19 protein-coding genes, 1 pseudogene and 1 other annotated feature are annotated in these 26,205 nt (G+C 27.0%); of the genes and pseudogenes, 7 read left to right on the top strand and 13 right to left on the bottom strand.

Translation table 11 applies throughout. The features are described 5' to 3' along the window. From BUB01_RS17675 to BUB01_RS17655, 5 genes and pseudogenes are all read right to left on the bottom strand, one after another. Positions 1-1,927, bottom strand: a pseudogene (locus BUB01_RS17675) (hypothetical protein); the annotation flags it as partial. Between the two features lie 438 nt (positions 1,928-2,365). Beyond that, positions 2,366-4,066 (bottom strand): ABC-ATPase domain-containing protein, encoded by a 1,701-nt coding sequence (locus BUB01_RS17670; RefSeq protein ID WP_072991160.1) that lies wholly within the window; start codon positions 4,064-4,066, stop codon positions 2,366-2,368. A gap of 186 nt (positions 4,067-4,252) precedes the next feature. After that, positions 4,253-4,699 carry a hypothetical protein gene (locus BUB01_RS17665; protein ID WP_072991157.1) on the bottom strand — a complete coding sequence of 149 codons (447 nt, stop codon included), beginning with the start codon at positions 4,697-4,699 and terminating at the stop codon, positions 4,253-4,255. A gap of 450 nt (positions 4,700-5,149) precedes the next feature. After that, complete coding sequence (locus BUB01_RS17660; RefSeq protein WP_072991154.1) at positions 5,150-6,475, bottom strand: erythromycin esterase family protein; 1,326 nt, start codon at positions 6,473-6,475, stop codon at positions 5,150-5,152. Positions 6,476-6,788: 313 nt separating this feature from the next. Then, positions 6,789-7,616, bottom strand: coding sequence for a MerR family transcriptional regulator (locus tag BUB01_RS17655; RefSeq protein ID WP_072991150.1), 828 nt, complete (start codon positions 7,614-7,616; stop codon positions 6,789-6,791). 108 nt (positions 7,617-7,724) lie between these two features. Between BUB01_RS17655 and BUB01_RS17650 the strand changes: the two genes are divergently transcribed. Continuing rightward, positions 7,725-9,044 carry an MATE family efflux transporter gene (locus tag BUB01_RS17650; RefSeq protein WP_072991147.1) on the top strand — a complete coding sequence of 440 codons (1,320 nt, stop codon included), beginning with the start codon at positions 7,725-7,727 and terminating at the stop codon, positions 9,042-9,044. Between the two features lie 575 nt (positions 9,045-9,619). Further along, positions 9,620-9,922: a hypothetical protein gene (locus BUB01_RS17645; RefSeq protein ID WP_072991144.1), complete on the top strand. Its 303-nt coding sequence runs from the start codon at positions 9,620-9,622 to the stop codon at positions 9,920-9,922. Positions 9,923-9,995: 73 nt separating this feature from the next. On the opposite strand, the gene BUB01_RS17640 is transcribed toward BUB01_RS17645, so the two are convergent. Both BUB01_RS17640 and BUB01_RS17635 read right to left on the bottom strand, forming a co-directional pair. Next, positions 9,996-10,538: a metal-dependent hydrolase gene (locus BUB01_RS17640; protein WP_072991141.1), complete on the bottom strand. Its 543-nt coding sequence runs from the start codon at positions 10,536-10,538 to the stop codon at positions 9,996-9,998. Positions 10,539-10,748: 210 nt separating this feature from the next. Next, on the bottom strand, positions 10,749-11,246 hold the full coding sequence (locus BUB01_RS17635) for a P-loop NTPase family protein (protein WP_072991138.1): 498 nt from the start codon (positions 11,244-11,246) through the stop codon (positions 10,749-10,751). A 139-nt stretch (positions 11,247-11,385) separates the two neighbouring features. On the opposite strand from BUB01_RS17635, the gene BUB01_RS17630 reads away from it, so the two are divergent. The 3 genes from BUB01_RS17630 (at position 11,386) to BUB01_RS17620 (ending at position 14,990) form a co-directional block, all read left to right on the top strand. Continuing rightward, the gene (locus tag BUB01_RS17630; RefSeq protein WP_072991135.1) at positions 11,386-12,723 is read left to right on the top strand and encodes an aminotransferase-like domain-containing protein; all 1,338 of its coding nucleotides are present in this window, start codon (positions 11,386-11,388) and stop codon (positions 12,721-12,723) included. 196 nt (positions 12,724-12,919) lie between these two features. After that, positions 12,920-13,978 carry a glycosyltransferase family 4 protein gene (locus BUB01_RS17625; protein ID WP_072991131.1) on the top strand — a complete coding sequence of 353 codons (1,059 nt, stop codon included), beginning with the start codon at positions 12,920-12,922 and terminating at the stop codon, positions 13,976-13,978. Then, positions 13,968-14,990, top strand: a complete 1,023-nt coding sequence (locus BUB01_RS17620; protein WP_072991129.1) for a lysylphosphatidylglycerol synthase transmembrane domain-containing protein — start codon at positions 13,968-13,970, stop codon at positions 14,988-14,990. The genes BUB01_RS17625 and BUB01_RS17620 overlap by 11 nt, the downstream gene beginning before the upstream one ends. Before the next feature lie 93 nt (positions 14,991-15,083). On the opposite strand, the gene BUB01_RS17615 is transcribed toward BUB01_RS17620, so the two are convergent. Together BUB01_RS17615 and BUB01_RS17610 are read right to left on the bottom strand one after the other, a co-directional pair. After that, entirely contained in the window at positions 15,084-16,280 is a 1,197-nt protein-coding gene (locus BUB01_RS17615) for a glycosyltransferase family 4 protein (protein ID WP_072991127.1), read from the bottom strand. A 390-nt stretch (positions 16,281-16,670) separates the two neighbouring features. Beyond that, on the bottom strand, positions 16,671-16,847 hold the full coding sequence (locus tag BUB01_RS17610) for an HTH domain-containing protein (protein WP_072991125.1): 177 nt from the start codon (positions 16,845-16,847) through the stop codon (positions 16,671-16,673). A gap of 384 nt (positions 16,848-17,231) precedes the next feature. Between BUB01_RS17610 and BUB01_RS17605 the strand changes: the two genes are divergently transcribed. Continuing rightward, positions 17,232-18,128: a cation diffusion facilitator family transporter gene (locus BUB01_RS17605; RefSeq protein ID WP_072991123.1), complete on the top strand. Its 897-nt coding sequence runs from the start codon at positions 17,232-17,234 to the stop codon at positions 18,126-18,128. Between the two features lie 128 nt (positions 18,129-18,256). On the opposite strand, the gene BUB01_RS17600 is transcribed toward BUB01_RS17605, so the two are convergent. The 4 genes from BUB01_RS17600 to tyrP form a co-directional block, all read right to left on the bottom strand. Beyond that, entirely contained in the window at positions 18,257-19,018 is a 762-nt protein-coding gene (locus tag BUB01_RS17600) for a flagellar motor protein MotB (protein WP_072991121.1), read from the bottom strand. 31 nt (positions 19,019-19,049) lie between these two features. Further along, positions 19,050-19,817, bottom strand: a complete 768-nt coding sequence (motA, locus tag BUB01_RS17595; RefSeq protein WP_072991119.1) for a flagellar motor stator protein MotA — start codon at positions 19,815-19,817, stop codon at positions 19,050-19,052. A 435-nt stretch (positions 19,818-20,252) separates the two neighbouring features. Continuing rightward, complete coding sequence (gene tdc / locus BUB01_RS17590; protein WP_072991117.1) at positions 20,253-22,106, bottom strand: tyrosine decarboxylase; 1,854 nt, start codon at positions 22,104-22,106, stop codon at positions 20,253-20,255. A gap of 89 nt (positions 22,107-22,195) precedes the next feature. Further along, positions 22,196-23,599, bottom strand: a complete 1,404-nt coding sequence (gene tyrP / locus BUB01_RS17585) for a tyrosine-tyramine antiporter (protein WP_072991115.1) — start codon at positions 23,597-23,599, stop codon at positions 22,196-22,198. A gap of 937 nt (positions 23,600-24,536) precedes the next feature. Beyond that, positions 24,537-24,796 (top strand) — a binding site (T-box leader). Positions 24,797-24,892: 96 nt separating this feature from the next. Between tyrP and tyrS the strand changes: the two genes are divergently transcribed. Further along, positions 24,893-26,119, top strand: coding sequence for a tyrosine--tRNA ligase (tyrS, locus tag BUB01_RS17580; RefSeq protein WP_072991113.1), 1,227 nt, complete (start codon positions 24,893-24,895; stop codon positions 26,117-26,119). Positions 26,120-26,205: the final 86 nt, after the last annotated feature.

Raw genomic sequence — 26,205 nt, 5'->3', positions numbered from 1 at the left:
TCTCAGCATCTTCTGCTTCTATATTTATCTTAACGCTTCCTATTAATACACCACTTGTATCTGCTTGAATTTTTAACTTAGGTTTAATATTATCTATATTACTTATTACTACATCCCTTTTACTTACATTTCCTTTTTTATCTTTTGCCTCAAAAGTATATACTCCATTTTTATCTACTTCATATGAAGCTATACTTTGATTTATTATACTTCCATCTGGCTTAGTTATTGTGTCTACTCCACTTTCAATGTCTATGGCTTCTACATTTATTATTACTTTTTTATTTGTCCAATCTGTTGTGCTTGTACTTACCTTGATTTCTGGTGATGTAGTATCAACATTTACTGGTGGTATATCTATAACATCTATACTTTTAACTATTTCGTTACCAGCTTTATCAATAGCCTTAAAAATATATTTTCCATTCACATTTATCTCATATGTAATATTATCTGCTAATTCTATTTTTCCATTTGGTAGCTCTATTGCTTTAATACCACTCTCATTATCCTTTGCATTAACTTTCACTAAAATTGTTTCATTAGGTGTAATTGTATTATTTAATTCTAAGTTAATTTCTGGATTGATTTTGTCTATATTCGTAATATTAATTGATTCTGTTTTTTTATTTCCAAATTCATCTTCAGCTTCAAATGTATATATACCATTTTGAGTTACTTCATATATTGCTATGCTCTGTTGAGTAGAATTATTATTAGGCAAAGTTAATTTTGTTATACCTGTTTCATTATCTGTAGCTATTGCTTGTATTGTTACATTTTTATTTGTCCATTCAACTGTATTTTGTGACAAAGATATATTAGGTTGAACATCATCACTTCTATCAATTTCTACATCAAAAATATCTAAAGATGCCACATTTCCCCCTTTTGGTGAAAATGCTCTAAAATATCTTACATCTTTAATTGGTACCTTTGAACCATCTATTGAGTATGTAGCTTTATGATTGGAGTCTGCTTCTACTGTATCAACATAATGCCAATTCATGTCATTATCGCCTACATATAATTCATATTTCCCTGGATGTGCATCTAAAGAAAATTTAATACTATCTAACGAATCAAATTCAAATATTCTTCCAGAATCTATACATCTATTTTGTGCATTATAATAATATATATTATCCGATTTCAAGTATAGATTATCCGAAGCTATAAATCCTTTTTCAAAGGTCGTATACCCACCATCAACATATGCACTAATTGTATTATCTAAATCACCTCTAAAATGTCCATAAAAAGCATCTTTAACATCTACCCCACTAAAAGCATCAAATATTTGAACCATTCCACTATTAGGATCATTTAAGTCCTTCTTTTTAATTTTCACATTAAAAATATCTAAAGGAGATACGCTACCCCCATTTATCGAACGAGCTCTAAAATACCTTACATTCTTTATTGGCAATTTATCACCATCAAAAGTATGTTCCGTTGGATAATGAGTATTAATTATACCCACTGACTGCCATTTCATATCATTATCTGCTACTAATAATTCAAAGTCTCCAGCCCACCCATTAGTAATAAATGTTACCTGATATGAAGAATCAAATTTAAAAATAGTTCCACTATCTATATATCTATTTTCTGCACAGAAATAATAGCATATATATTTTTTTTCAACTTGATTAGCCGGTATAAAATTGTTATTAATATAATATGTTATATTTCCTCCATCTGCATATGAACTAGCAGTATTATCAAGCTCACCACCATAATGTCCCCAAAAAGTTTTATTAAGATTTATTCCACTGTTAGCATGAAATATCTCCTTTGTCGTTCCATAACATGGTTTAATTTGAAAAATATTTATACAAACTATAATAAAAAAAATAATTATAATATTTTTAATTATTACATTTGTTTTCCATTTTAAAAAAGCTATACTACTACCTCCTAACATATAAACTCAATGAATCTAATTTAAAATTTATAATCCCAATACATTAATAACTTAAATTTAATTTAATTTTTTACATATTATTATCGTATAAAATTATCCATGCTTCACTAATTGTCGAATTTTAGTATTATATTTCGAAATTTTATAAATTATACTACATTACTAACCTATAAGTAATTCTTACATATTATTAAGAAACTTTCACCTATTAAATTTTACTTGTTTATTCATATATTACATTTCCTTCTGATTTTTTAAGTATTATAATTATTTGTTGACTTTTAACAAAAATTTACTAATATAATAAAAAAATATCTTTAATCATTACCTTAACAAAATAATGATTAAAGATATTACTTAACAAAAAACATTTCTTTAATTAAAAGACGTACCTATTACATATAAATTATACTAAACTTTTGGAAAAAGTTTAATCTTCTATAACTTTAATTTTCTATATCTATTATAACTAGCCATTACTTCTTGCTTTCTAGGCATTGCTAAACTTCCACTTCCACCTTTTATTTTTTCTATTGACATTAAACCAGTTTTATCTATATCTGAAATTATATTATCTATCATAGCCTCAAAGCTTAAATTTTTATTCATATATTTATTTTCAGCATACTTCATAATCGAACCTATTGCATTCAATTGTTCATTATCTACTATCTGCTCTATATATCTTAAATTTATATCATCTCTATTTATACTTATTGTATCTAATCCAATAGTTTTTATTTTTACACCCTTTGGGCCTTCAGAAATTGTTCCTTTTTTAACTTTTCTATTAAATGAAATATTTATCTTTAAATCTCTATCATTAATTCTTTTTACAATGTTACCTTTACTTAGCTCCTTGGCCTGCTTAGTAACATCTATAGCTTCATAATTATCAAGCTGTATTACTGAATCTGCTATATCAAAAAAGTCACCTGAGCTTCCAACTACCAATATTGTTGATATATCCTTTTGCTCATATAAAGGTTTTACTATTTCTATAAACGGTGTTATAGGCTCTTTATCTTTAGACACTAATTTTTGCATAAGCTCATCTCTCATCATAAAGTTAGTAGCAGAAGTATCTTCATCTATTAAAAACACCTTTGCTCCACTTTCTATGCCTTCTATAATATTAGCTGCTTGTGATGTACTTCCACTAGCATTATCTGTATAAAACTCTACAGTATCTTTACCATTTGGTAGATTGTTTATAAATAAAGATATATCTGTTTTTGTTATAACTCTTCCATCCTCTGCCCTTACCTTTAATGCAGAACCATCTGTTATAACAAATTCTCTTCCATCATCTTCAATGTGATTATAAACTCCACTTTCTAAGGCTTTTAATAAAGTAGACTTACCATGATAGCCTCCCCCAACTATAATTGTAACTCCTTTTTTAATCCCCATCCCTTTAATAGCACCTCGAGTCATAGTATTAAACTCTACTTCTAACTCTTTTGGTGAAATAAAAGCTTTTCCTGACTTTAAAGGCTTAGTAGATATACCACTTTCTCTAGGTAACATAGATCCATTTGCTACAAAGGCTACAAGACCTCTTTTATCTAACTCTCCCCTTATGTATTCTTGATCCTCTACTAGTTTTACTCTATTTATTAGTGCTTTACTATTAATATTCTTGTATATTAAAGTTCTTTCAACAAGGTTTGGTATAACATTATAAAGTATCTTCTCTAACTCCTTTGATAAAACACTTCTGCCTCTAGCAGGAAACCCCACATAAAATCTTGCTTCTATTTTCTCTTCATCTATAATTATCGAAGTTCTTTCTAATATTTCTTGTGGACATTTACTTATAAATATTAACCCACTTTTTCCTGAACCAAAAACTCTTTCTCCATATTTATTTATATTAAAATAGAATTCTCTTGTTAAATAATCAACTACAGCAATATTTTTATGTTTCTTATCAAAAAGCTCCTTTGGAAACTTAGCCATCCTTTGATCTACTATTACTCTAACTCTTGATGGTGATGCAAATGGATCACCTTGAACATGATCTATGCTAAGCTTATAGTCTTGAAAATCATATTCTCCCTCTAAATCTTTATATAATCTATAACTTTTACCATCTATTCTATCTAAATCTTTTTTTAATATTTGTGAATTTTTCATTTACTTCTCCTTTTAACTTTTTATAGATTAAGTTAAATTTATTAATTAAATTTATTAATTAAATTAATTATAACATAATGAATTATTTTATTATTTAGAATAAACTTAGTATAAATATAAAATTTTTATTACCCAAAAATAAAGTCCATGGAATTATGAAAATTCTCATGGATTTTGATTGTATATCTAATAATTTTTTATATTTTTTACTTGTTTCTTAATTTCCTCAACTTCATATACTAATGAGTTTATAATTTCCTTAAGTTTATCTATTTCATCTCCATAATTATTATTATTGCTTGATGAAGAGTTCGAATTGGTTTGACAAAAAGGATTATTTATATTCTTATTGTTAATATTATAATACCTACCTGGGCCAGCTTGAAAATATTGCTGTTGAGCATTATAAACTAAGATTATCTGACCCACAAGCTCTAACCAGTTTCCCACTGCATTTTGTACATTAAACGGCATATTTCCAGCCATAACATCTCCTACAATAGTTCCCAATATAGTAAACAACTCTGGATTTAGATCTTGAAATCCCCCAGGTATATCATTACAACCTTCATTCTTATTCGTATTATTTTTAGCTGATGCATAACAATCATTAAAAAAATCTTCAAAATTCATTTTAAAACCTAATTATAAATAATTCTCTATTATACTTATTCAAAAAATATTATATTAATACAACTTTAAGTTTTAATATCAAAACCTAAGTTGCATTTATTCATTAATTATTGGACTTTCTACTCCCTTTTTTAATTTAATGATGTCTACACTTCTTTAACAATAAACTCAAAGTATGTAGTTCCTAAAGTTTAAAATATATATTGTTAAAATTTTATTAACTACACTTATAAAAGGCTGCAATGAAGTAAATCCCCTTCTTACAGCCTAAAAACACTAAAAATATAAACTATTAAATATAAACTTATAATATAACATTATCTAAAAAATATATAACTTACATTCCCATTTCAAACATATTTAAGAATACTATTAAATATATCACTACATTGTAATTATCAGTTATATAGCTCTTGAACTGAAAACTTATATATTATTTTAAAAATCTTACTAAGAAGTTTTTGATAAAACTGTTACAGGTGATGTTTTCTTAAAAAATATAAATCCATCATAATTACCTGTAACATCCTCAGGATACATATATGACCAATCTTCACCGAATCCCCATCCTACATTATGAACTAATTTACTTTTACTTAACCACTCTTTTATATCCTTATTTTTTGATGCAGTTTTAAAATCCATAAATGCAGCATCTAAATCAGTTTTAGCAAATTCATAAACTAAAGTCCCCTCTGGTGAATTATCAAATTTAAAATCTACTAGCGGCATATCAGCATTATTACAATCTTGTGCTTTAAAAGTTCCTTCGTAAAAATCTAATCCTATAGAATAAAACTTGTCTCCATATATATTTTTCAAATTTTCTCCCATAGGTATAAAATTGCTTTCTTTCTTACTTACATGTCCATTTTGAGCCCAAAGCATAATTTTATCATTTCCATATTCATTTTCATGATCTAGTATCCATTTTACATTCTGAGCCATGTAATAATCTCTTTTAGACAGATACTCCATCGAAATACTTTTTCTAGCAATCTTAGTAATATCTATATATTGATTTAGAACAGATAAATGATGTTTAACTAACTCATATTCACTTAAAGAACTTACTTTAACATAGTTATCCTTATTCTTTTCCATCTTACTTTCTAAATCAATTGATTGATTTTTTATATTTTCAAAAGTACTCTCATCACATGTATATAATATTTTTCCACTAACATTATTTAGTATTCTTTCGAAATTCTCTAAATTTTCATTGTCAACATTCTTAATGTATTCTATAACCCTAGGAATTGCTGTCGGTCCACTCTGCATATCCATTCCATAAAATTTTACCTTTTGCTTATGAATAGGATTATCATTATAATTTCTCATCCATTTAATCATATCAAGCATTTCTTGTGTATTTAGCATCCAAGAAAACTTCTTTAAAATCTCATTAGGCTCTCCTTTATTATAGAGCACATAATCGTTTACTTCCTCCATCAATGCTGTGTCTGCTTCTATCGCAAAAAGTCTATATCCCATCTTTTCTACTAAAAATTCAAACATCCTATGTTTAATTTGAGAGAATTCTTTCGTTCCATGTGTAGCTTCACCTACAGCAATTATCTTTTTATCTTTTAATATTGGTTTCCATTTAATTAAATCTTCAAATCCATTCTCAGCCTTTATATTATATATTGGTGTAATATTATTTTTAAGATTTAATTTTGTCTCATCATTCGTTTGTGCATAAACAATTCCTCCATTACAAAATAACATAGATACAGATAGAAGAAATGCTAATCCTGATTTCTTTATCCTCATTATGACCCCTCCCAAAATATTAGTTTCACCCTATACATATTATGTATCTATTTCAAAAATATGTCAAGTAATGTTCAGAATATAATTATCTTAAAAATCAGCTAACTTAATATTTTTCAAAAATATCTATATTATTAACAATCCATTATTTCCAAAAATAACATTTTCCTTACCTATTTAACGTTTAACTTATATATATATTGCAATTTTAAATCTACATTTATTTAAATAAAGTCTTTATAGCTTATTTAAAGGTAATATTAAATTTAATTTGTAGAAATCATATTACAACATATATATTAAAATTTTAATGTTAGTTTTCTATATATGAATCTTTAACCACTGGTACTTGAATTTCAGTAATAAATTCCTCTATATTTGCAGTTTCATGTATATCTATCTTATATATTTCAATGGGATCACCTATTATTTTATAGCCATTATCTTCTACAAACCTGAGAATTTTAGGTATATGTCTTTCACTATTTTTATAATTACCACTATAGGAATATGTTATATACAATCCTCCGCCCAATATTAAATCATATTCTTCATCATCCTTATCTAAAAGACAAAAAACAGATTTATATTCGTTAAATATCCCTTTCCTTATCTTATCAATACAATATACTGCTCCAACATTATAATTTCCTAACAAATAAAACTTATCTTCGTTCTTCTTTTGTAATTTTTTCACTAGAAAGTCTACCTCTTCATCTCTTATTATATTTCCATTTAATCTTATAGCCTTTCTATCTTCTATGAAGGTTACTTGTATTTCATATAAATTCTTATTTAAAGTTACCTCCTCTATATCCTCTAATCTTTTTATAACATTCTTTTTTAATTTATTAAGTTGATCTATTTTTTTATCTAGTAAAAAAATTTCCTCATTTAACATTGCTTTAGTATTTTCTATATTTCTTATATCTAAATATTCTTTTATTTTCGCCATAGAAAATCCAAAGGTTCTAAGTTCTTTTATTAGATTAAGTTTCCATATATCATTCACTCTATATAACCTATATCCATTTTTATCCCTAAAAGGTTTAAGTATTCCAATTTCTTCGTAATACATTAGTGAATCTCTACCTATTTCATATATTTTTGAAATTTCTCCTATCTTATAATACTCTTTCATAATTAACACCTTATAATTATCCCTTTCACAATTTAGACTAACTATTATAATTATAACTTGACCTTGGTATAATGCCAAGGTTTATAATTCTTTTAGAGAGGTGATTATATGCAGAACGAACAAGAGACAAAAGCTTTAAGACGAAAATTCTTTAAATATACACTTCCATCGATCTCTGCAATGTGGGTATATTCTTTATATACAATCATAGATGGTATCTTTGTTGGAAGAGGGGTTGGACCCAATGCCTTAGCTGCCGTGAACTTAGCTATGCCTTTTGTTAATTTTATTTTCGCTTGCTCAGTATTATTTTCTACTGGTGCATCAACTATAATTTCTATATATTTAGGTAAAAAAAACTTAAAAAGTGCCAATGAAGTTTTTACTCTAAATATAGTTTCCATGATTATTTTTTCTATAGCGATTTTAATTCTTAGCTTATTAAATCTTGAAAGATTAGCTATATTTTTAGGTGCAACTGATAGCACATTACCTATGGTAAAAGAATTTTTAAGAATAATTATATCTTTCAATACATTTTTTGTAATTTCCTACTATTTAGAGGTTATTGTGAAAACAGATGGTTTTCCATATTTCTCAATTATAGGTGTATGTTTATCCGCTATAACTAATATTTTTCTAGATTATATATTTGTTATAAAGTTAAACTTTGGAGTTGCTGGTGCTGCTTACGCCACTGGTATTTCTCAAGTCATTGCTTGCGTATTTTTTCTAGTACATTTTTTGAAAAAGAATTCTACATTAAAATTTGTAAAATTTAAATATGATTTTAATATCTTAAAAAGAATTATATCTATTGGCTTACCTGATTTTATAACCGAGATGTCAACTGGAGTAGTTTTATTTATTTTTAATCAAGTTATATTGAATAGATTAGGTGAGAATGGAATAATAACCTTTGGAATAATATCTTATGTAAACACACTTGTATTAATGACTATGATTGGAATAACTCAAGGTATGCAGCCATTATCTAGTTATTATTATGGTAAAGGTGACTCTGATACTATCTCTAAATTATTTAATATGAGTTTAAAAACAGTAGCCTTTGTTTCTATATTTATTTTCTCAACTGTGCTCATATTCTCTAGTTCAATAGTCAATGTTTTTATAAAAAATGCTGATGTGGATCTTTTTAATTATTCAGTATATGCTTTTAAATTATTCTCTACATCATTTTTAGTAGTTGGATATAATATTCTTATATCAGGTTTTTTCGCTTCCATAGAAAAACCTACAAAAGCCATAGCAATATCTCTATCTAGAGGTTTAGTAACTATTATCCTATCCCTATTTATTATGACAACTTTATTTAATGACTTAGGTATATGGATAGCTACTTTAGTTTCTGAAATTTTATGTATCCTGATTTCTATAACGGTTTTAAAAAGAAATCCAATAACTTAAAAGTTAAGCAAACTTCTTATATGTGAAAAAGACTACCCAATATATGGGTAGCCTTTTAACTTTATTTAAATATGTTGACTTTCATAATTAAAATTTATAACATTATATCATATTTTATTTATTCTTTCAATATTTTACTTTTCTAAGCAGTATATTTTATAGCTTTTATTAGCTACTTTTACATATTTTAACAAAAATTTTTACTTTATAAAAAATATTCTCCATTTTTTCATTCCTCCATCCACAATTTTAAAAATTCTTTTAACACTATGTTACACATACTAAATTAAAAAGGCCTAAAAATCACATTAAAAATAGATTAAAATAAAAAATAAAATAAAAGATAAAAAGGCTCATTAGATCTCATTTCTACTCTAAAAAATTCATTCACTAATCAATAAATTAATTCTCTAAAATTCTATTTCTTAAAAATTATGAACAAAGTTTTTAAATTTAACCACAAATAAAACACAAAAGTATTTTATAATTCAATTAAGTCATAAAACAAAGTATTTAAAAAATCAATTCAATATTTTAGCTTAAATCAAAATATATATTTACTGGAGGAATTACAAATGATAATAGGTAGCAATAATCCATACTCTGTAGCTAACACAACTCCTAATAATTATGTAAATAAAACTACTAATGCTGATAAGACTGATAAAACTGAAGGTATTAAAGGAAAACATAAACATGGCCATAATCATCACCACATAAAAAAGAGCGATGATGGCGGAATAACTAAGACTAATGGAACAGACACTTTACAATTAAGTCCTCAAGCTGCAGATGCTCTCAATAAAATGAAAGCAGCTTCTCAATCATCTGATAATCAAACCAATACACAAACTAATACTGAAGTTAATAATCAGTAATAATGTTTTAAAATCTAATACAAAAAAGGATGAAGTTTAAACTTCATCCTTTATAACATATCTACTATTTTTACTATAATCTTCCCTCAGTTATAAAAAATTTTAACTGTTTTTTCTTTATTAATTTTGAAAAATAATATGCAATAATAAAAAAACCAATAACTTCAGGACCATAATAACTTGGATCTGTAAAAAGTCGTACTATATTCATATTTACCCAATTACCTTCTGGTCTTTCTGGGAATCTTAGACCATAATAGGGCCAAAACAATATACCTTTATATAACCACATACTATCTAAAATCAAATGAATAGATGTAGACATTCCAAGCGTTAAAATCTTATTTTTCCTTTCTTTATATATCATATATAAGCCTAATACTACAAGTATTAATGATACTATTAATGTGTGTCCAAAAATCCTGCTATTATGAAATGTACTTCTAAAAAAGTAAGCACCTATTGGTTTATCTACTATATCTGGCAATATTGAACCAATTAAAACAATTCTATAATCAATCGCTGGCTTAATATGAATATTATTCTCCTTATGAACTATTTTTTCATAAGCCTTGCAGATTCCAGTAGTTACCCCTATATGTCCAAAAAAAATCATTCTTTTCCCTTTCTTTTAGTTAAATAAATTTTTTATCTTCATATATATTATAATATGATTTTCACAAATTAAATTTAATGTTGTCTTATTTTATGTTTAACAAATATACTAATACAATTATTAATTTTAAACTTGAATATATATTAATATTTTTATTTATAATATCATTTATAAAATTATTAAATCAATAAGTATATTCTTCTTTATAACTTAAATAATATCATATTTGGGATAAGTCTTCATAATTTTAACCTTGTCCATATATGGATCTATTTTTTTCATAAACTGATCCTTTTTATCATCATACTCATTACACCATTTATACATTAATCTAAGCATTTTAATAGTAGGCTTATAATCTGATTTTTCTAACCCTAAATTTTGTTTTATCCATCGTAATAAAATATTCTTTTTTCTATAAAAAGCTGGTATATCTAATACTATTATTAAATCGGCTTTCTTAAGTCCATCTTTAAAACAAGATCTACAAACATCTTCTATAATCCAGCTATCTTTATTTACTATATTATTAAAAATCTCATCTCTTTCCTCAGCTGTTCTTTTAATATCTCCATCTTCATGTTTCTTCCATATAACATTATCTAGTTCATAGTAAGGTATTCCTGAACTTTCAGATATTTTTTTAGCTAAGGTCGTTTTTCCGCTAGCCACAGATCCTATAATATATACTTTAAAAGCTTTATCCATACTATCTCCTTCATAATTCTATATTTTAATAAAGATTCAAAATCTACTTGTCATTTATCTAATTTAATTATATATTATATAACCCCATTATTTTAATAATGATATAATTAAACTGTACTATCACAATTTGGAGGATTTTATGGATTTAATATATAAAACTATTGTGAAAGATTTAGAAGAAGAAATAATAAATAATAAATATAGAGCAAAAAAAAAATTACCTTCAGTAAGAATTCTTTGTAAAAAATATAATTGTAGCAAAAATACAGTAATTAAAGCTTATGAAGAATTAAAAAGCAAACACATTGTCTATGCTGTTCCTCAAAGTGGATATTATATAGTTGAAGGTATTATAGGAAACAACACTCAAAATAAAAATGTTTTAGACTTTTCTAGCGGAAACCCTGATATAAATGATTTATATATTCCCGACTTAAAACACTGTTTAGATAGATCAGTAGATAGTTATGGAAATATGTCCTTAAATGATAATGTTTTAGGAATAGATAGTTTAAGATCTATCCTGCCAAGTTATTTGGCAAATTTTCAAGTATTCACTAAAAAGGAAAATATTTTTGTTAATTTAGGTATTCAGCAGGCTTTAAGCATCTTAACTCAAATGCCTTTTCCTAACGGAAAACATATTATTTTAATAGAGCAACCAACCTATAGTTATTTCATACAATTTTTGAAATTCTCTAAGGTTGAAACAATGACTATTGAAAGAACTGAAAAAGGTTTAGATTTAGATAAATTAGCTTTTCTATTTAAAAACTATGATATAAAGTTTTTTTATACGGTAACCAGGAATCATAATCCTTTAGGAACAAGTTTGAATAAAGGCCAAAGAATAAAAATAGCTGAATTAGCTAAAAAATATGATGTTTATATTGTTGAAGATGATTATTTTGGTGATGTTGATATAGATAAATATGATCCTATTTATTCTTATGGTGATAAGAAACATCATATATATTTAAAAAGTTATTCTAAAATACTGCCTTTAATAAGAATAGGCATTTCTATAATCCCAACTGATTTATTAGATGCATTCAGAAAATACTTGCATTTTGCATATTATTACTCTTATTTTTCTGCTTCATTAGTATCTCAAGCTACATTAGAAATATATATAAAGAGTAATTTACTAAAAAAACAAACCAACTCTATTAAAAAAGACTATTTAGAGAGAAGTAAAATTTTGAATAAGTATTATTCAAAATTAAAACAACAAGGTATTAAGTGTATTGGAGGTTCATCTGGTTTTTACTCTTATATTCAGTTACCAAACAATATTAATCCTAATATACTAATGCACGAACTAGAAAGTGAAAACATAGTTATTTTTAATGGTAAAAAATATTTCTTAGATGAAAAACTTGGTGAACATGGCTTAAGATTAAGTATAGCTAGAACAAATAAGGAAGAGCTTGAAAAAGGTTTAAAAATAATTTCTGATAAAATATTAACATACTAAATATCATATAAAAAATAGAAAGTGTATATTTTTACTATGACTCACTCCTAATAAAAAATTATACACCCTCTGTACAATTTACTTGTGCTTAAAACTAATAATATTACTATCTAAAAGACTCCCAAGAAAAAATCAGAATATATAATAAAAAATTACAAAAGATATATGTATCAATATTATTGAAAGGAGTCTTTTTATGCCTACTATTAATATGCTTTCTTCAGCCGATAAGGTAGAGGGGCATGGAGTATTATCAGCTTATCTTGAACAGGTAAATTTAGTTAGAAATGGGCTTGGTGAAGATTATGAGGTTAAGATAAATACATTTAATTTGTGTGATATAACTCATTATCATACTATTGATTTTAAATTCTTTCTAAATATACCTTTTTCAAAACTATTTGGTACAAATGTAGCTTATGTTCACTTTGTTCCTGAAACAATAGAAGAAAGTTTAAATCTTCCTAGCTTTATAAAAAAAATTTTCTATAAGTACATAATCTGGTTCTATAAAAGCGTTGACCATTTAGTTGTAGTTAATCCCTACTTCATTAATGTCCTTAAAAAATATGCAATAAATGAGAATAAAGTTACTTATATACCAAACTTCGTATCAGAAGATAATTTTTATAGGTATGATAAAGAAAAAATTAATACTATAAAACAAATGTATAATATTCCATTAGAAAAATTTGTAGTTTTAGGTGTAGGTCAAGTCCAAACTAGAAAAGGCGTTATGGATTTTATTGAAGTTGCCAGAACACTTCCACATATTCAATTTATATGGGCGGGAGGTTTTTCTTTTGGTTCAATAACTGATGGGTACAAAGAACTTAAATGGATTTTTGACAACCCACCTGAAAATGTTAAATTTTTAGGTATCATTAATAGAAATAAAATGAATGATATCTATAATATTTGTGATTTGATGTTCTTACCATCTTATAATGAATTATTTCCAATGTCCATTCTTGAAGCTATGGCATTAAAAACACCTATACTTTTAAGAGAATTAGATATATATCATGATATTTTATTTGACTATTATTTAAAAGGAAAAGATATAATAGACTTCTCTCAAATAATACTCTCTTTAGAAAAGAAAGATAATAAGTATGAAACTTGGTGCAATAATTCATGGAAATGTCATGAATTTTATTCAAAGAGTTATGTTCTAAAGATGTGGAAAGATTTCTATGATGATATATACTATCATAGTAATAAAAAACTTAGGAGTACTACAAATGAAAAATAAAATTTTTAATTCTATTGTAGTAATAGTCTCCGCCTGTATTTTTGTATCATTTTTCATTTTTAATAAGGGTTTAAATTCTTTAATTGAAGATTTAAAGTTACTTAATACATCATGGATATCACTAGCTATTTTACTAATGCTTATATTTTTAATTTTTGAAATGCTTACACTATATATAATAACTAAAAACTTTTATAATACAGATAATTTACTCATAAGTTCAATTAAATTTGAAATAGTTGGGCAATTTTTTGGTGCTGTTACCCCATTTTCGGCTGGAAGTCATCCTGCTCAACTTTATTCAATGACTGAAAGTAAAATTCCTGCTGGAATAGCTGGATCTATTTTGATGGTAAAATTTATAATATATCAAGCTATAAATATATTTATTTTACTATTAGCCTTTGTATTTAAATTCAATTATTTTAGCTCCAAAGTTAAATATTTTTTATATCTTTCTATTTCCGGAGTTATTATTCATATAATAATCACCATATTTGCAATACTATTCTCAATTAATAACAAAATACCAAAAAGTATTTTTAAATTTGTTTTTAAAATATTAAAAAAATTTCATTTAACTAGGAATACTGAAAATACTTATAAAAAAATTGAAACTGAATTAAATGAATTTCATAAAAATGCTTCTTTAATGAGTAAACATATTAAAATGTGTATTTATATAGCTATACTGACATTTCTTGAATGTTTATCTTTTTCTAGTATTCCATATTGCATTTATAGAAGCTTTGGCTTTAATTCAACAGATATACTCACAATGATTGCTGCCCAAATCTTTCTAACAAACTTCATGGCAATAATCCCACTCCCTGGTGCAGAAGGTGGTGCAGAGGGTGGCTTTTATTTAATTTACAGCTTGTTTTTTAAAGGCGATTCAATTATAACAGCTCTTTTTGTTTGGAGAATAATAACCTATTATTCAGTTGTAGCTGTTGGAAGTATCTTCACGCTTATAATACCAAATTCAAATTTAAGAAAACATAAAACTTAGCATAAATTTAAATAAACTGCCCTCATCTAGTTGATAAAGAGCAGTTCATTTAAATTATGTTAGTTTTTAATATATACTACATACGCTAATTTCCTAAATTTTATTCTCTGTCAGTTTTAGCATCTCTATATTCTCTTCTTCCTTAGCACACATAACTCGACAATAAATTTCTATCATATTATTTGCAAAAGTTCTACTGGAATATTTATTGGCTGTATTAACAGCTTCTTTAGTCATATTATTTCTCAACTTATTATCCTTCAATATTCTACTTATATAATAAAAAAACTCATCTTTTTCTTTATATGAGAATCCATTGATTCCTTGCCTTACTACCCCTTCTATACATGAATCCTCCTTGCACACTATAGGACATCCACTACTTAATGCCTCTATATAAGTTAATCCTTGAGTTTCACTTATAGACGCAGTAACAAAAATTTCTGCTAATTTGTAATATTTATAAACTTCTTCTGGCTTTATCATACCAGTAAAAACAACATTATTTTGAATATTTTCTTTTTTAACCTGAGTTTTTAAGCAATTCAAATATGGACCTGTTCCTACTATTAAAAGTTTTATGTTCTTTTCTTTCTCTATAACCTGCTTAAAAAGTCTTAATATTTCACTTATATTCTTTTCTTCAGCTACTCTTCCAACATATGCTATGATTCTATCTGATTCACTAAGTCCTAGAGTTAACTTGATCTTACGTTTGTCTTCAATTGAAATATTTTGTTTAAATCTAGCTAAATCTATTCCTGTAGGCACTACATAAATAGGTTTAATTACACCATAACCTAATAAAACATCCTTAGTCTTTTGTGTTGGTGCTATTACTGCATCTAGACTATTTAAAAGTAATTTTGTTATTTTTGCAGCTCTACTTTTATTTATAACCTTTCCACCTAATAAATAATCTAAATAATTTTCATATAAAGTATGATATGTATGTATATGAGGAATATTTAATCTATTAGAAATATGCTTAGCCACTAACATCATAGAAAATTCCGTTTGTGAATGAATAATATCAGGACTCCATTTAATAATCTGATCTATTAATTTATTATATAAAGGCACCTTTATCCTAGCCTCTGGATAAACACCTACTCCAATAGACTTTAAATAATATATATCACCTTCTACTCTTTCTTCACTATTATGTGATAAAGTTAAAATCTTAACATCATGCCCGTTATACTTTAATTCTTTATAGAGATTATTTACTGATGTAACAACTCCATTCACCATAGGAACATATGCATCTGTTGTTATTAAAATCTTCATCCTCTTAGCCTCCTATAAATACAATCTAAAAATTGTATAAATAATTTATAAAATTAGATGTATTTACATATACTAAATAATCATTTACGTAATTTAAAAAGTTATTTCTTAAAATCATCTTGTTATAAGCAATAACTTTTATTCTTGTGTATTAAAATTATCTAAATAATAATTACCTATTATAAAATACATATCTAGTATTTCCAGTAATAAATAAAAAAAACATACTTTAGCATAATAATTATTTTATTTGATAATAAATTAACTTCAAATGTAAAATAAGGAATCAAATACATTTAACACTTTACGAAATAATTCTGTAAATAAAGAACAAAAATGTGTTAGAATAACATTCTAACACATTTTTATAATTTATATTAGTTTACTTTATTATTTTATTGCATAAAAACATCTTTTGGGTGAAGTTATTTTATCCTCTGCTTTTAAAGCTTTAATAGCTTTATCTACTTCTTTTTTATCAACATTTGCCTTTTCAGCTATTTCACCAGCTTTCATAGGCTCTCCTACCTCTTTTAAAGTTTTTAATATTGCTTCTGTTATATCCATAATAAACCTCCAAATATATTAATATGATTTATAATTATTTTAATATGTTACCCGGAAATTTACAAGTACTTAATATTTGTTATTTTTTAATATTTATTAAATAAGCTTGTCTAAACTTGAGCTCTGCTAATAGTCTTATATCTTTTATAAAAAGGTATAACATTATTATTAATTCTAGGTTTTATATATAATTAAGAAGGCAAAATATAGAATATATAAATCAATATAGGAAATAATAAATATACGCATTAATTTCAAATCTATGGACAAATTATTGTTTGCCCATAGATTCAAAATTACTGAAATTAATAAACTTTTAAATTAATTATGAAAGCTTTTATACAATTTAATACATTTCTTTACATATTATATATGGAGGTTTTTATGAATAATAAAACTAAAGTTGCTCGTTTATCTATATATTCTAATACAACCTTAATAATATTAAAATTAGCTGTCGGTCTTATAAGTGGCTCTGTTAGTATTATTTCTGAAGCAATCCACTCAACTATGGATCTACTTGCAGCACTTATCGCATTTTTTTCAGTTAAAGCAGCTTCTAAACCAGCTGATTATGATCATCCTTATGGACATGGAAAATTCGAAAATGTTTCTGGCGTTATAGAAGCATTGCTTATTTTTGTAGCAGCTATATGGATAATAATTGAGGGGATAAAAAAACTTTTTAATCCAGAAGCAATAGCATCTGTGAGTCTTGGATTTATTGTTATGTTCATATCTGCTTCTATAAACTATATCGTTTCAAAAAAGTTATATAAAGTAGCTAAAGAAGAGGATTCAATTGCTCTTGAAGCTGATGCTCTTCACCTTAAAGCAGATGTATACACTTCCTTAGGAGTTGGTTTTGGATTATTACTTATTTGGGTTACAGGACTTCACTTTCTTGACCCTATAGTTGCTATAGGTGTAGCTATATTTATTCTTAAGGAATCTTATGAATTATTAATATCAGCTTTTAATCCACTTGTAGATGTAAAACTATCAGAAAATGAAATTAAAATAATAACTGAAGAAATTAGTAAACATAATTCTGTTTATTGCAATTTTCACAACCTTAGGACTAGAAAATCTGGAATGACAAAATATATTGATTTACATCTAGTATTTCCACCAAATATGTATGTTAAAACAGCCCATGATTTATGTGATATAATTGAAAATGATATAGAAGCTCTTTTAAAAAATACTGAAGTTTTAATACATATTGAATCCTGTGAAAAGCCTTGCAATGAATGTTCTATTATCGACATAAAAAAATAAAAGGTATAAGAAAATCACTAATTTTAATTTTAAAATTAATCTTATAAATTATCTTGATATTAAAATAAAAAACTAGTAGCATTAATTTTTAGTTTAATACTACTAGTTTACACATATATTTTCCCATATTAATTTGGCTTACTAAAACCATCAACTTTTTTATTAGTCTTAGGATAATTACGAACTATGAAAATTTCTACCCTTCTGTTTTTAGCTTGCCCTTCCTCTGTTGAATTATCATATTTAGGCTTATACTCTCCAAATGCTTGTATTGATAATTTTTCAGGTTTAAGTCCTCCTATATCAACCATATAATGCATTACATTTATAGCACGCATAGCACTTAAATCCCAATTTGAACCAAACTTTGCTGTTTTTATAGGTCTATTATCTGTATGACCTATAATTTTAATATTATTATCTAAGTCTTTGACCTTCTTTGAAATTTCTAAAAGTACAGGGGAAAGTTCTTGTAGTACATTTGCATCACCTGAATTAAATAACACAGCATCCTGTATGCAAACTTCTAACCCCTCGCCATTAAGTCCAACGCTTACCTTATCAGCATAGCCACTTTCAGCAAAACCTTTTTCTAGACCTTTTTTAATTTCAGTCATTTTATCTTCTTCAATTACACCTTTTTTAGCTTCATCTGAACTATTAGTTTCTTGTAATACAGCTACAGAATTTCCTCCTTCAGGCATAACACCACTTCCACCTGAAAAAACAGCATTAAATTCTTTAGCTGCTTTTTGAAACTTTTGCTGATTTACCTGACTCATAGCAAACATAACAATAAACAAAGCTAATAGAAGTGTTAACATATCTGAATAAGGAATAAGCCACGTTTCATCAATATGATCTTCTTCATGCTTTTTTTTCCTACTCATTTTAAACTCTCCTTACCTCTTTATTTATTCTCTATTGAAATTTTATTCTTTCCTTTGGTTCCAACATACCTACAAGCTTATTTTCTATACTTTGTGGGTTCATTCCTGATTGTATTGCTAAAATACCTTCAAGTATAATACTCATACCTTTTACTTCTCTTTGAGATTTTCTCTTTAATCTAGATGCAAATGGATGACATATTACATATCCAAAAAATATACCATATAACGTTGCAACGAATGCTCCTGCTATCATATGGGCTAACTTTCCAACATCCTCTAAATTACCAAGTGCACCTATTAGACCTACAACAGCACCCAAAACTCCTAGCGTTGGAGATGCTCCTCCTGCGGTTGTAAAAATTGAAGCTCCTAGACGATGTCTTTCCTCTAAACTTTCAATCTCACCTTCTAAAACTTCTCTTATGTATTCTGGCTCTATACCATCTACTACCATTCTTAAGCCCTTTTTCATAAACTCATTATCCATACCTTCTATTAATTGCTCAAGTGATAATAAGCCATTCTTTCTAGATGTTCTAGACATCTCAACTATATCCTCTATAATTTCAACTGCATTATATTTCTTCCTATCTGAAAAAAGTGCTCCTAATATTTTGGGAATTTTAAGAAACTCCTCTCTCGGAAATGAATTCATTACAGCTGCAGAAGTTCCTATAAGAATAATAATGGCAGCTGCAGGATTTAATAAAACCTCTATATTGGCACCTTTTACCATCATACCTACAATTACTGATCCAAGTCCCAATACAATTCCTATAAGTAGAAAAAAATCCATCATACCCCTCCTAGTTCTTTAGTACGTCACTAATATCTATTTAAAATAAACGTACCTTTATAATTTAAAAATATATTTTCATACATATGTTTACATATTATTATCGTTTGGTAAATTTATTTCTAAAGTGCAATATTAACCATTAATTTAAAATTATAAAACTTTTTATTTTAAAAAGTTTAATATTTAACTTCATACATTAAATTTTTTGATAAATTAAGTATTTGTCGCTTTCAATACCTGTAATTAATCCCAATTAACTACTCTTGATGCTTCTTGTTTATAGTTTTTTCTAAAAGAATATTTCATTGATAAGTAGAAATTTTAAACAATAAAAAAGCTATGAACTAGGAGTTTAAAACTCCTTATTCATAGCTTTCTATTTCTAAATTATCTAATCTTATTAGATTAAGGTGAAGTTATTCAAAACTTAAATTATTTTAATATTATGTTTTCTAACTTCTTAGTTATTGCTGCATCTATTTTACCCATGTATTCAGCAAATACTTCTTTGTTGTTTAAGTATGGTGATAACACACATGCTCTTAAGATAGTAACTTTTTGTTCTTTTAACCATTGTTCTTTGTCTGGACCGCAGCTTAATACAAAGTTTAATGGGCTGTGACCATAATCTTCTACAGCGAAATCTGTATGTGAAGTTATGAAGTCATTTGAATATAAACCATTTCTAACATATGAAGCTTCTTCATAGAATTGGTGGTTTAAGTCATTCATTACTGCTAAATCTGTATTTCCTTCATAGTTGAATACGAAGTCAACCATGTTGAAATCAGGTCTAACTAGTGGGTGTAATATAACTACTTTATCTCCGATTACATATCTTCCATGATCTCTGAATCTAGTATATAAGTTGTATGAACCTTCAACAGAAGCTCCCATTAATTTTCCGTAACCAGTTATATTTAAAGGTAATGCTCTGTGTGCTGTCCAAACTGAAGCAGCTGTAGCACCAGCTTTTGATCCTTCTAATATAAATGCTCCAAGTAATGCAGGGATGTCCATTCCTTGTTCGAATACGTATGTTGCGAAGTAAGAAATGTAATCTCTCATTCTCTTATCTCTTATAACTATACCACCTGCTGAGTATGGAATATATCCCATTTTGTGTGGATCTATTGTTATAGTATCAGCTTGGCTCATAGCTTTGAATGCTTCATAAGTATCAGTTGATGGCCATTGAGTTTCAGCATTTTGGAATACACCATATTCTAAATATTTAGCGTGTAATTCTTCTTGAGGTATGAAGTTATATTCTTCATCTAAGAATATAGCTCTTGCATATCCGCCGTAAGCAGCATCTACGTGGAAGTAGAAGTTTATGCCTTTAGCAGCATATTCAGCTTTAACTTCAAGTATTTTGTGTAGGTCGTCTACTGCACCTTCTTCAGTTGATCCAACAACACCAACAACTCCTAATACTGGTATTTGTTTAGCTGTTAATTCATCTATTGTTTTTCTTAAAGCATCCATGCTCATTCTGTAGTTGTCGCCAACTTCTACTGCTATAACGTTATCTAATCCGATTCCTAATATATCAGCAGCTTTTAACCATGAATAGTGCTTAGTTTGTGGAACTAACCATTTTCCTACTTTTGATATTTTATCTGCACCAGCTCTAGCTGATTTAGCTTTTAATTCGTCTAATTTTTCTGGAATTTTGTCTGCTAAATCTAGTATTTGGTCAACTGACATATTTAATAATTCCCATTCAGTTTTTCCTTCTACTAATTCTGGAGCTATTTCTTTTACAGCTAATGGTAATGAAGCTAAGTTTCTAGCATACCACATACCTTCTAAGTTTGCTATTGAACCGTCAGCACAGATATGTCCCCATGATTCTCCTGCTTTGTAGCTCATTAATTTACAGAAATCTGCTCCTACTTCTTCTTCCATTTCTGATGTAGCTGGTGAAGATTCGTAAGCAACGTTATTTCCGTTATATAATGTTGCTGCAAAGTATCCTAATATTGCAGGAACTAAAGTTTCTGAGTTCATGTGTCCTTGGAATCTTGGTGAATGCCATGGAACTGACCCAGCTCTTAATTTTGATGAAAGTTCAGTAAGAACTTGTTCCATTCTGTTTCTAGTAGCTATAAAGTTTTCTGATGATCTATCATTTGGTTTTATTATAGTATCATCTTCTGGATGATAGTTTTTTCTCCATTGGCTGTGATCTTCAAATAACATTTTAAGGTTTTGTTCAAAAATGTCTTTGTTTTCTGATTTAGGTCCTAAAAATAAAGCTTTTAAATCCATATTCTTATCCATTTCTACTCTCTCCTTAATCACTTTTATTTATAATAATTTTCTAATAATAATTTCTTACATTTTTTTAAATAAATTACAATACAATTGAATTATGCAGCATTATCTTCTGAATTTTTCTTCCATGATGGTTTTCTTAATTTGAAGATTATTAATGGTGATACTACACATATTATTGTTCCAACAATTTGAACTGCTAGATACATTGTAGGATTTGTATTTTCTGGTGGTATTAAACTAACTATAAGTGTTATTACAGTACCAGATAAAGCTAGTATAGCTGTTATCCACATTCCAAAGTTTCCACCTGGAATTGTAAATGCTCTTTCAACTTCTGGTCTCTTATATTTTAATATTATTCCTGATAATATTATCATTAAGTAAACTATACAATATAATATTGTTGTTAATATTAATATCATAAAGAAACTACTATTTACATCTGGTATAATAACGTATAATACTCCAACTAAAGAAACTACTGTAGCTTGTATTAACACGAAAGTTATTGGAACTCCACGCTTAGTTCTCTTTTGGAATACTGGAGGTAAATTACCATCTTCCGCAACTTTTATCATTGCTTTTGAAGGTCCTAATACCCAAGCACTAAGTTGTGCAAGAACCCCTATAGCTATCATAGCTGAAATAACATTTGTTAACCAAGGTAACCCTAACTCATTGAAATATACTTCGAATGGTTGAGTTATATTTGATAATTGTATTTTATCTGCTGGTATTGCATTTGCTTCTGTTAAACCTGCTATAAGGTTGAATATTATAAGAAGTCCCATTGATAAGAAAACTGATATTGGATAGTTTTTCTTAGGATTCTCTATATTGTTAGCATGTACAGATGCTATTTCTAATCCAGCGAATATAAATATTATTCCTGAGAATATTGAAAGCTTATTTACTGATGATAAACTTGGTATAGCTGTTCCCCAGTTTAATGTTCCAAGGTTTACTATTCCATGTTTAAAGCTCCACCATAATCCTAAAGCTACTAATGCAACAAATGGTATGTATATTCCAACAACTGAACCAATTGATCCAACTACCTTGTCCATATCATACTTTAAGTTTAGTAATGTTACAGTCCAATAAGAAATTATTATTATTGCGAATACGAAGATGTTATTTTGAGATAAATCTGGTCTTCCGATTACATACCCTAATAAAACACCTACTGTTGAACTAACCATTACCATTCCAAAGAACATTTGAACCCATAGTAACCATGACGTTACGAATCCAAATTTTTCTCCTAGAGCTTCTTTAACCCAAACTTGAGAACCACCTTCTTCAGGCCATCCTGTTGCAAGTTCTGCGGAAATTAAAGATATTGGAATTGCAAATAAAACTGCCGCTCCAACCATAAAGAAAATTTGTTGCCAGCCTACAACTGCTAATGTCGGAACACTTCTAACGCTTCCATAGAAGGCTATACTTATACCGATTAATTGAAACAGCGTAAGTTTTTTCTTTCCGTTTTCCATACGTAATTCCTCCTGTTTTTCCATATTCTTTTTTAATAGTACTAAAAAAAGTTGTATTTATTTAATAATTCAATAATCTTAAACCAATATCACAATAAAGTAACAAATTTAAAAATTATTAAACAATTAAAACACTTTTATCTGAATTTTTATAAATTACTCTTGGCGTAAATATAAGATAAAATATTTTTGTGTAAACTTTTTCATCTTTTCTTCTGTAATCCCGTTCTACCTTACTAACCTGATAAAGTTTAATATTTTTCTTACTTTAAATCACACTTTTTTCATCCAAAAAACTCAATTTTTTTTAATATTTCCGTTCTTCTTAACTACAAGTTAATTCTATATTTTTTTTTAAATTTCGTCAAACTTTTTGTTAAATTAAGGAATTTTTTTCGTATTTTCTATTGTTAAATTAATAGAGAAATATTATTTTTTTTAAACATTTTGTATTTTTTAAGCATGTATACCTTATTTTCTTTTAATAATGAATATATTTGCAAAAATTTTATGAAATTTTAATTTTATATTAATTTATATTAAATTTCTTTTAAATATTTAGTATAAAAAATACTCGATTTTTTAAAACAATAGTTCTTATCCGAAATTTTTTGTAAAATTTTGAATTATTTTGGCTATTATTGAAATTCGACTTTTATTCGACTTTTATTTGGCTTTTATTCGACTTTTGTTATAATTTTAATTATTCATACTAAATTAATTAATTATTCATACTAAATTAATTAATTATTCATACTAAATTAATTAATTATTCATACTAAATTAATTAATTATGCATGCAATTCAAATCCTTTTTTACAATTAAATTGAATAATTTAAAATTAAATTTTATTCTAAAATAGTGTTGACGATAAAATTTTATAGTAGTATAATCCATATAAACAAATTTATTTCATTTTGTTTCAAAACTTTATAACTAAAGGCTATGAAAAGAACAAGTAAAGGTATTTTACCCTTAACAGAGAGTTCCCGGTTGGTGAGAGGGGCTAAGGAAATTATCTTGAATACATCTTGGAGCCAAGCACTGAATCCATTTATTTTGGTAGTAAGCTGCTTTCGGATAGTTTCCGTTAATAACTCTATAAACACAATTGCGCAATATGTGTTTATTTTAATAAGGTCACAATTTTGTGATAAATTAAGGTGGTACCACGTGAGTATGCTCTCGTCCTTTATATAGGACGAGGGCTTTTTTTATTACACATAGAAATTTTGTATTAATAAATAATTTAAATAATATTTTAAAGTTCAAATTTTAGGGAGGTATTTATAATGAGTAATGTATTAGACACACTAATGGAACGTGGATATATTAAACAATTCACACACGAAGACGAAACAAGAGAATTACTTGAAAAGGAGAAAATAACTTTCTATATAGGATTTGATCCAACTGCTGATAGTCTACATGTAGGTCATTTTATAGCATTAATGTTCATGGCTCACATGCAAAGAGCTGGTCATAGACCAATAGCTCTAATAGGTGGCGGAACTGTAACAATCGGTGACCCAAGTGGAAAAACTGATATGAGAAAAATGTTAAGTGACGAACAAATACAGCAAAATGTTGATTCAATAAAAACTCAAATGGAAAGATTTATAGATTTCTCAGATGGAAAAGCTATGATGGTTAACAACGCTGATTGGTTAAGAGGATTAAACTACATTGACTTTTTAAGAGAAGTTGGTGGACACTTTACAGTAAATAAAATGTTAGCAGCTGACTGCTTCAAGAAAAGATTCGAATTAGAAAGAGGTTTATCTTTCTTAGAATTTAATTACATGTTAATGCAAGCATACGACTTCTTAGTTTTAAATGATACTTACGGTTGTAAAATGGAGTTAGGTGGAGATGACCAATGGTCAAACATGATTGCTGGTGTTGATTTAGTAAGAAAGAAAAGACAAAAGAGTGTTTACGCTATGACTTGTTCACTATTGACTAATAGTGAGGGTGAAAAAATGGGTAAAACTGTTGGTGGAGCGTTATGGTTAGATCCAAACAAGGTATCTCCATTTGAATTCTTCCAATACTGGAGAAACATTGCAGATGCAGATGTTGAAAAATGCTTAAAACTTTTAACTTTTGTTGAAATGGATGAAATTAACAGATTATGTTCTTTAGAAGGTTCTCAAATAAATGAAGCTAAAAAAGTATTAGCATTTGAAGTAACTAAACTTGTTCATGGTGAAGAAGAAGCAAATAAAGCGGTTGTTGCATCACAAGCTTTATTTGAAGGTGGTTCTGATATGAGCAATGTTCCAACTGTTGAAATTACTAAAAACAAATTAGGATCTTTAATAATGGATATTTTAGCTGAAACTGCTATTGTTCCTTCAAAATCAGAAGCTAGAAGATTAATAACTCAAAACGGTCTTACTTTAAATGATGAAAAAGTTACTGATGTTAAAGCAGTATTAACTGAAGCTGACTTCAAAGATGGAGTTGCTATCATTAAAAGAGGTAAAAAGAATTACACTAAATTAGTATTAACGTAAATATTAATAAGTTAATCTTTAAGTAATTGCATAAAAAATTATATATTTACAATAAAAACTCGCCTAAAAAGGCGAGTTTTTTTATA

It is taken from the genome of Clostridium cavendishii DSM 21758 (genome assembly GCF_900141845.1).
Lineage (GTDB): Bacteria > Bacillota > Clostridia > Clostridiales > Clostridiaceae > Clostridium_AG > Clostridium_AG cavendishii.
Note: the sequence above shows the minus strand (reverse complement) of the source record. Positions and strands in the feature narration are given on the sequence as shown.